Origin of the sequence: Pinisolibacter aquiterrae, from assembly GCF_019160155.1 — a bacterium.
Lineage (GTDB): Bacteria > Pseudomonadota > Alphaproteobacteria > Rhizobiales > Ancalomicrobiaceae > Pinisolibacter > Pinisolibacter aquiterrae.
The window spans coordinates 1-8,197 of the sequence record NZ_JAFNIH010000034.1 but is presented as its reverse complement, the minus strand read 5'-3'; the positions used below and the strand labels follow the sequence as shown (position 1 = coordinate 8,197).

The window sequence follows — 8,197 nt, the reverse complement described above, 5'->3', positions numbered from 1 at the left end:
CTGACGCTGGCCTTCGGCGACACCTCCGGCGGCTTCCGCCGGCTGATCCAGATCGTCTTCGGCCTGTCGATCGCCTTCGCCGCCTCGAGCTTCTTCCTGTCCTTCTTCTCTTTCGCCGGTGGAGCGCTGGTCTGATGGCCGATCCCAACGAGATGTCGGTCGCGGGCTTCATGGTGCCGGTTCACCGCTCGCTGACCGAACCGATCCTGCTCGGTGGCGCGCCGCGCTCGGTCGCGATCCTGCTCGGGACGCTCGCCGCTGCCGTCTCCCTCGGCCTGCGGCTGTGGCTGGTCGGTCTCGTTCTGTGGGCCGTCGGTCACGCCGCCGCGGTCTGGGCGGCGAAGCGCGACCCGGCCTTCGTCGATGTGGTGCGCCGCCATCTGCGCATCCCCACCCACCTCGGGATCTGAGGGACGATCACCATGATGAACCTCGCCGAGTATCGCCGTCGCAGCACCATGCTCGCCGATTTTCTGCCCTGGGCGGCGCTGGTTGCCCCCGGAGTGGTGCTCAACAAGGACGGTTCGTTCCAGCGCACCGCCCGCTTTCGCGGCCCTGATCTCGACAGTGCGGTTCCTGCCGAACTGGTCGGCGTCGCCGGCCGTCTCAACAATGCCCTGCGTCGCCTCGGCTCCGGTTGGGCGATCTTCGTCGAGGCCGAACGTCATCCGGCCGGCAGCTATCCGGCAAGCCGCTTTCCCGATGTCGCCTCGGCGCTGGTCGAGGCCGAGCGCAAGGCCGAGTTCGAGGAGGAGGGGGCACATTACGAGTCGAGCTACTACCTGACCTTCCTGTTCCTGCCGCCGGCGGAAGAGGCGGCGCGGGCCGAACGCTTCCTCTACGAGGGGCGCGACCGCACGAGCGGGGCCGACGCGCAGGCGGTGCTGCACGGCTTCGTCGACCGCACCGCGCGCGTGCTGCAGCTGGTCGAAGGCTTCATGCCCGAGGTCGGCTGGCTCGACGACGGCGAGACGCTCACCTACTTGCACGCCTGCGTCTCGACCAAGCGCCAGAGCGTCCGCGTCCCCGAGATCCCGATGCATCTCGACGCGCTGCTCGCCGACGAGCCGCTGATCGGCGGGCTGGAGCCTCGGCTCGGATCGGTACATCTGCGCGTCCTCACCATCGTCGGCTTCCCGACCGCGACCACGCCCGGCATCCTCGACGAACTCAATCGGCTAGCCTTTTCCTATCGCTGGTCGACGCGGGCGATCATGCTGGACAAGACCGACGCGGTGCGGCTGATGACCCGCATCCGCCGCCAGTGGTTCGCCAAGCGCAAGTCGATCACGGCGATCCTCAAGGAGGTGATGACCAACGAGGCCTCGGTCCTCGTCGACACCGACGCCGCCAACAAGGCGTCGGATGCCGATGCGGCGCTGCAGGAGCTCGGCGCCGATCAGGTCGGCGCGGCCTATGTCACCGCCACGGTGACGGTCTTCGACGACGACCCGCGTGTCGCCGACGAGAAGCTCCGGCTCGTCGAGAAGGTGATCCAGGGCCGCGACTTCACCTGCATGGCCGAGACGGTCAATGCGGTCGAGGCCTGGCTCGGGTCGCTCCCGGGTCACCCTTACGCCAACGTCCGCCAGCCGCCGGTCTCGACCCTCAACCTCGCCCACATGATCCCGCTTTCGGCGGTGTGGGCCGGTCCGGAGAGCGACACACATTTTGCTGCCCCGCCGTTGTTCTTCGGTCGCACAGAGGGCGCGACGCCGTTCCGCTTCTCGCTTCATGTCGGCGACGTCGGCCACACCCTGGTGGTCGGGCCGACCGGCGCCGGCAAATCGGTGCTCCTCGCGCTGATGGCGTTGCAGTTCCGGCGCTATCGCCGCAACCAGATCTTCGCCTTCGACTTCGGCGGATCGATCCGGGCGACGGCGCTCGCCTGCGGCGGCGACTGGCACGATCTCGGCGGCGCTCTGTCGGAGGACGGCGCCGAGCCGGTCGCGCTGCAACCGCTCGCCCATATCGACGACGTCGCCGAGCGCGGCTGGGCGGCCGAGTGGGTCGGGGCGATCTTGGCGCGTGAGAGCACGACCATCACGCCCGAGGTGAAGGATCACCTGTGGTCGGCGCTGACTTCGCTCGCCTCGGCGCCGATCGCCGAGCGCACGCTCACCGGCCTGTCGGTGCTGCTGCAGTCGACGGCGTTGAAGCGAGCCCTGCAACCCTATTGTCTCGGTGGGTCCTACGGCCGGCTGCTCGATGCCGAGGCCGAGCGGTTGGGCGATGCCTCGGTCCAGGCCTTCGAGACCGAAGGTCTGATCGGCACCGGGGCGGCGCCGGCGGTGCTCGCCTATCTCTTCCACCGCATCGAAGCTCTCCTCGACGGGCGGCCGACACTGCTCGTCATCGACGAAGGCTGGCTCGCCCTCGACGACGAGGGCTTCGCCGGCCAGATCCGCGAATGGCTGAAGACGCTGCGCAAGAAGAACGCCTCCGTCGTCTTCGCCACCCAGTCGCTCTCCGACATCGACGCCAGCGCCATCGCTCCCGCCATCATCGAGAGCTGCCCGACCCGGTTGTTGCTGCCGAACGAGCGGGCGATCGAGCCGCAGATCACCGCGATCTATCGCCGCTTCGGCCTCAACGACCGTCAGATCGAGATCCTCGCCCGGGCGACGCCGAAGCGTGACTACTACTGCCAGTCGCGACGCGGCAATCGCCTGTTCGAACTCGGCCTGGGCGAGGTGGCGCTGGCCTTCACCGCGGCCTCGTCGAAGACCGATCAGACGGCGATCGCCCGCATCCTCGCCGAGCACGGCCGCGACGGTTTCGTCGACGCTTGGCTCAGGTCGAAGGACGTCGCCTGGGCGGCCGACCTCATCCCCGATCTCACCAATCTCGAACCCATCGTCACGACGGAGGTCCGGTCATGACCCGCATTCAATCCCGCGCGCGCGTCGCACTCCTCGCCGCCACCGCACTCGCCGCTCCGATCGCGGTGTCGTTGTCAGTGTCGGTGCCGGCCCAGGCCGTCACGGTGTTCGACCCCTGGAACTACAGCCAGAACATCCTGACCGCCGCGCGGTCCCTCGAGGAGGTCAACAACCAGATCACCTCGCTGCAGAACGAGGCGCAGATGCTGATCAACCAGGCCCGCAATCTGGCGAGCCTGCCGACATCGTCGCTCGCCCAGATCCAGCAGTCGGTGCAGCGCACCCAGCAGCTCCTGACCCAGGCGCAGAAGATCGCCTACAGCGTCCAGGACATCGACAGAGCGTTCTCCACCACTTACGGCCCGGCGTCGACCTCGGCCTCCGACCAGGCCTTGATCGATGCGGCCAAGGCGCGCTGGCAGACGACGGTCGCCGGCCTCCAGGACGCCATGCGGGTGCAGGCCGGTGTCGTCGGCAATCTCGACAGCACCAAGACGCAGATGTCGTCGCTGGTGACCGCGAGCCAGGGGGCGACCGGCGCGCTCCAGGCGGCACAGGCCGGCAACCAGATCCTGGCGCTCCAGACCCAGCAGTTGACCGATCTGACTGCGGTCGTCACGGCGCAGGCCCGGGCCCAGAGCCTCGAGGCGGCCGAGCGCGCCGCCGCCGCCGATCAGGCGCGCGAGCAGCGCAGCCGCTTCCTCGTCCCCGGCACCGGCTACCGGGCCGGCAGCGCCCAGATGTTCCATCAGTGAGACGCCGGCGATGAATCCGAAGATCGTCGTCCGCGCTGCGGCTCTCGCCTTTGTCGTCTCGGCGCTCGCGGTCGCGGCGATCGAGTTCGGCGGCCGGTCCGATCGAGTGGTCGGCGAGGGCAGGGGATCGCCCGCGGCGCGCCTCTCCTCCGACCGGTTCGAGGCAGAACTCGCCCGCTGCCGCGATCTCGGTGAGGCCGGCGCGCGTGATGCCGCCTGCCTCGACGTCTGGGGCGAGAGCCGTCGTCACTTCCTCGGATCGAAGTGAGGGCAGGCCATGGGCGGCACCGGCGTCATCGATCGTTTCCTCGAGGTCTTCACTCGCTACATCGACAGCGGCTTCGGTCTCCTCGGCAGCGAGGTCGCCTTCCTCGCTTCGACCCTGGTGGTCATCGACGTGACGCTCGCCGCCCTGTTCTGGTCGTGGGGCGAGGGCGAGGACATCGTCGCTCGCCTCGTCCGCAAGACCCTCTTCGTCGGGGTCTTCGCCTGGTTGATCGGCAACTGGAACAGTCTCGCCCGCATTGTCTTCGAGAGCTTCGCCGGCCTCGGCCTGAAGGCGTCGGGAACCGGGTTTTCGACCGCCGATCTGCTGCGGCCGGGCAAGGTGGCGCGGGTCGGGCTCGATGCCGGTCGGCCGATCCTCGAGGCGATCTCCGGCCTCATGGGCTATGTCGCCTTCTTCGAGAACTTCCTGCAGATCACCGTGCTGCTCTTCGCCTGGGCGCTCGTCCTCCTCGCCTTCTTCATTCTCGCCATCCAGCTCTTCGTCACCCTGATCGAGTTCAAGCTGACGACACTCGCCGGCTTCGTCCTCATCCCCTTCGGCCTCTTCGGCAAGACCGCCTTCCTCGCCGAGCGGGTGCTCGGCAATGTCGTCGCCTCCGGCGTCAAGGTGCTGGTGCTCGCCGTCGTGGTCGGCATCGGCTCGACCCTGTTCTCCGAGTTCACCGCCGGCTTCGGCGGCAGCCAGCCGACGATCGAAGACGCCATGGCGATCGTCCTTGCCGCGCTGTCCCTCCTCGGCCTCGGCATCTTCGGACCCGGCATCGCCAACGGACTGATCTCCGGTGGCCCGCAGCTCGGGGCGGGAGCCGCCGTCGGCACTGGTCTCGCCGCCGGCGGCATGGCGCTCGCCGGAGGTGCCGCCACCGGCATGGCGGCGCGGGGGCTCGGCGCCGGCACTACGGCAGCGGCGCAAACCGGTGCGACGCTCGCCGGTGGTGCGACCGCCGCCTATCGCTCGGATGGCACCGCCGGGGTGCTCGCCACCGCTGCCGCTCAGGGAGCGACCGCCGTCTCCGCGCCGCTGCGGCGTGCCGCCGCCAGTCTGCACTCGAGCTTCGAGGCCGGTCACCACGCGGTGAGCGGGGAGGGGGCGGGCGCCGACGGCGGCGCGGCCTCGTCTTCCTCTTCGTCCGGGGCCACCGGCACGCCGGATTGGGCAAAGCGCATGAAACGCGCCCAGACGCTGAACCATGGCGCCGCCACCGTCACCCATGCCGTTCGCTCCGGTGACGCCCATGGCGGCGGCGCCTCCGTCGATCTCTCACAGAAGGAGCCGTGATGTCCGTCTTCCGACGCCCCTCCGTCCGCTACGCCACCACGCCGGTGCCGGAGACCCCCTATCAGAAGGCCGCCCAGGTCTGGGACGAGCGCATCGGCTCGGCCCGGGTCCAGGCGAAGAACTGGCGGCTGATGGCCTTCGGCTGTCTGGCACTTGCCGCCGGCTTCGCGAGCGTCCTCGTCTGGCAGTCGGCGCGTGGCACCGTCGTCCCCTGGGTGGTCGAGGTCGATCGGCTCGGCGAGGCACGCGGTGTCGCGGCCGCCACCGCCGACTTCCGTCCGAGCGATCCTCAAATTGCCTGGCACCTCGCCCACTTCGTCGAGGAGGTCCGCTCGATCCCCGCCGACCCGGTGATCCTGCGCCAGAACTGGCTGCGCGCCTACGACTTCACCACCGATCGCGGCGCCCTCGCTCTCAACGATCAGGCCCGTGCCGGTGATCCTTTCGCCAAGGTCGGCAAGGCGCAGATCGCCGTCGACGTCTCCAGCGTCATTCGTGCCTCGCCGGAGAGTTTCCGGGTCGCGTGGGTCGAGCGGCGCTACGCCGACGGGGCGCTGGCCGAGACCTCTCGCTGGACCGCCATCCTGTCGATCGTGATCCAACCGCCACGCGACGCCGATCGGCTGCGCAAGAACCCCCTCGGCATCTACGTCAATGCCATCGACTGGTCGAAGGAGCTCGGACAATGACCCGGCCGCAATCCCACAGAGCCGGCCTTCCGGCTCGCCTGATCGTCGTCGATCCGCAGAACCGGAGATCCGGTTCCACGGATCGGCGCAGAGCCGTATTGCCGGTTCTCTTGCTGTCCGTATCCGTGCTCGCCGGGTGTGCCTCCGACAAGTTCATCCCGCCCGACATCGACTATGACGATGCCGCACCCGCGGTCGTCGCCGCCGATCCGCCGCTGCCGGTCGAGGTGGTGGTGCTTCCCAAACCGCTGCCGCTTCCCGGTCAGATGAAGCCGGTCAAAGGCGGCAAGAGCCCGCCGGAGGCGGCCGATCCGACCAGCCGGGTCAGCGAGGCCAATGCGGCGGCGCGGGTCGAGCCGGTTCGCAACGGCTTCATCAACGCGATCCAGGTCTATCCCTTCACCGCAGGCGCCCTCTATCAGGTCTATACCGCCACCGGCCAGATCACCGACATCGCGCTTCAGGCGGGCGAGCAGCTGGTCGGCTCGGGACCGGTCGCCGCCGGCGACACGGTGCGCTGGATCATCGGCGACACCGAGAGCGGGACGGGGACGTCGAAGCAGATCCACATCCTGGTGAAGCCGACACGGCCGGATCTCACCACCAACCTCGTGGTCAACACCGACCGACGCACCTATCACCTCGAACTCCGCTCGACCGAGAAGGCCTACATGGCCTCGGTTTCCTGGGCCTATCCACAGGATCAGCTCATCGCCTTGCGCGGCCAGAACGCCGAGGCGCAGGCGGTCCAGCCGGTCGCGGCCGGGATCGACGTCTCGAAGCTGAACTTCCGCTACCAGATCGAGGGCGACACGCCGCCGTGGCGGCCGCTGCGGGCCTTCGACGACGGCTCCAAGGTCTTCATCGAGTTCCCCTCCGGCATCGGCCAGGGCGAGATGCCGCCGCTCTTCGTGATCGGCGCCAGCGGTGGCTCGGAGCTGGTCAACTACCGTACCCGCCAGAACTACTATGTCGTCGATCGGCTCTTCGCTGCCGCCGAACTCCGCCTCGGCGACAAGGACAGCGAGCGGCGCGTCCGCATCGTCCGCACCGACGGGAGACCGCGGTCATGACGGGGAGCAACGACAAGGGCAGGGGTGGCATTGTCACACCGGACCTGCGGCTTCGCGGGGAACGGCCGCGGGTGACGCGTCTGTCGCGCAAGGTGTTGATCGGGCTCGGCGGCATCTCGGCCTTGGCGATCGCCGGCGCGCTGGTCTACGCGCTGCAGAGCCGCAGCGGTCGCTCGGGCGGCGAAGAGCTCTATGCCACCGGCAACCATGCCCCGGCCGACGGGCTCGCGACCTTGCCCAAGGACTATGCCGGCATCCCGAAGCTCGGCCCGGCGCTGCCGGGGGATCTCGGGCGACCGATCCTCGAGGCTCAGGGTCGGGGACAGCCGCTGCCCAACCCGATGCCGGTGCCTGGCATCAGCCAGGACGAGCAGCGCCGCACGCAGGAGAGTGAGGCGGCCCGCATCAGTCGGCTCTTCACCCAGACCGAGACCCGCAACGTCATGCGCGAGCCGGCAGCCGGCTCGGCTTCCACCGGTCCGACCGGGGAGGTGAAGCCGGTGACGCCGGATCTCGCGGCCCTCGGTCTCGCGCCACAGCCGGCGACGCCGAGTGCGGCCGATCGGCAGCTCGCCTTCGTCAACGGCACCGTCGATCGCCGCACCGTCTCGGCCGACCGGCTCGCCTCAGCGGCCTCGCCCTACGTTGTTCAGGCCGGGACCGTGATCCCGGCGGCGCTGATCACCGGCATTCGCTCCGACCTCCCCGGCCAGATCACCGCCCAGGTGAGCGAGAACGTCCACGACACGCCGACGGGCCGGTTCCTCCTGATCCCCCAGGGCTCTCGTCTCGTCGGTCAATACGACAGCCAGGTCGCCTTCGGGCAGAGCCGTGTCCTCCTGGTCTGGACCCGGCTGCTTCTCCCAGACGGTCAGTCGATCGTGCTGGAGCGCCAGCAGGGAGCGGATGCAGCCGGCCTCTCCGGGCTCCAGGACGAGGTCGACTATCACTGGTGGGATCTCGCCAAGGCCGCGGCGCTCTCGACCCTGCTCGGGGTCGGAACCCAGCTCGGCTCGTCGGGCACCGAGAGTGATCTGGTGCGGGCCGTGCGCAACGGAGCCGCCGACAGCATCAACAACACCGGCCAGCAGGTCGTGCAGCGTCAACTCAACATCCAGCCGACCCTGACGATCCGGCCGGGGTTCCCGGTCCGGGTCATCGTCAATCGTGATCTCGTGTTGGCGCCTTACGGAGGGCAGACGCCATGACCAAGTTGAAGCTCGGAGCACTT

At 69.1% G+C, this 8,197-nt stretch carries 8 protein-coding genes; all 8 read left to right on the top strand.

Features of this window, described 5'->3' with window-relative positions:
* Positions 1-134: 134 nt before the first annotated feature.
* The 8 genes from J3S89_RS13620 to J3S89_RS13585 are packed head-to-tail and all read left to right on the top strand — an operon-like array spanning position 135 to position 8,174.
* Positions 135-410, top strand: a complete 276-nt coding sequence (locus tag J3S89_RS13620; protein ID WP_217928152.1) for a VirB3 family type IV secretion system protein — start codon at positions 135-137, stop codon at positions 408-410.
* A 12-nt stretch (positions 411-422) separates the two neighbouring features.
* On the top strand, positions 423-2,882 hold the full coding sequence (gene trbE, locus J3S89_RS13615; protein WP_217928151.1) for a conjugal transfer protein TrbE: 2,460 nt from the start codon (positions 423-425) through the stop codon (positions 2,880-2,882).
* Complete coding sequence (gene trbJ / locus J3S89_RS13610; RefSeq protein ID WP_217928150.1) at positions 2,879-3,637, top strand: P-type conjugative transfer protein TrbJ; 759 nt, start codon at positions 2,879-2,881, stop codon at positions 3,635-3,637. Before trbE ends, trbJ begins: the two co-directional genes overlap by 4 nt.
* Before the next feature lie 10 nt (positions 3,638-3,647).
* Complete coding sequence (gene trbK-alt / locus J3S89_RS13605; RefSeq protein ID WP_217928149.1) at positions 3,648-3,905, top strand: putative entry exclusion protein TrbK-alt; 258 nt, start codon at positions 3,648-3,650, stop codon at positions 3,903-3,905.
* 9 nt (positions 3,906-3,914) lie between these two features.
* Positions 3,915-5,204, top strand: a complete 1,290-nt coding sequence (gene trbL / locus J3S89_RS13600; protein WP_217928147.1) for a P-type conjugative transfer protein TrbL — start codon at positions 3,915-3,917, stop codon at positions 5,202-5,204.
* A complete protein-coding gene (trbF, locus tag J3S89_RS13595) occupies positions 5,204-5,893 on the top strand; it encodes a conjugal transfer protein TrbF (protein ID WP_217928144.1) in 690 nt (229 codons plus the stop codon). Before trbL ends, trbF begins: the two co-directional genes overlap by 1 nt.
* Entirely contained in the window at positions 5,890-6,966 is a 1,077-nt protein-coding gene (trbG, locus tag J3S89_RS13590) for a P-type conjugative transfer protein TrbG (protein ID WP_217928142.1), read from the top strand. The genes trbF and trbG overlap by 4 nt, the downstream gene beginning before the upstream one ends.
* Complete coding sequence (locus J3S89_RS13585) at positions 6,963-8,174, top strand: TraB/TrbI/VirB10 family type IV secretion system protein (protein ID WP_217928140.1); 1,212 nt, start codon at positions 6,963-6,965, stop codon at positions 8,172-8,174. The genes trbG and J3S89_RS13585 overlap by 4 nt, the downstream gene beginning before the upstream one ends.
* Positions 8,175-8,197 lie beyond the last annotated feature (23 nt).

Coding starts and splice junctions, on each gene's coding strand:
- trbL (WP_217928147.1), top strand. CDS start 3,915: ATGGGCGGCACCGGCGTCATCGATCGTTTCCTCGAGGTCTTCACTCGC.
- trbK-alt (WP_217928149.1), top strand. CDS start 3,648: ATGAATCCGAAGATCGTCGTCCGCGCTGCGGCTCTCGCCTTTGTCGTC.
- trbF (WP_217928144.1), top strand. CDS start 5,204: ATGTCCGTCTTCCGACGCCCCTCCGTCCGCTACGCCACCACGCCGGTG.
- J3S89_RS13585 (WP_217928140.1), top strand. CDS start 6,963: ATGACGGGGAGCAACGACAAGGGCAGGGGTGGCATTGTCACACCGGAC.
- trbE (WP_217928151.1), top strand. CDS start 423: ATGATGAACCTCGCCGAGTATCGCCGTCGCAGCACCATGCTCGCCGAT.
- trbG (WP_217928142.1), top strand. CDS start 5,890: ATGACCCGGCCGCAATCCCACAGAGCCGGCCTTCCGGCTCGCCTGATC.
- J3S89_RS13620 (WP_217928152.1), top strand. CDS start 135: ATGGCCGATCCCAACGAGATGTCGGTCGCGGGCTTCATGGTGCCGGTT.
- trbJ (WP_217928150.1), top strand. CDS start 2,879: ATGACCCGCATTCAATCCCGCGCGCGCGTCGCACTCCTCGCCGCCACC.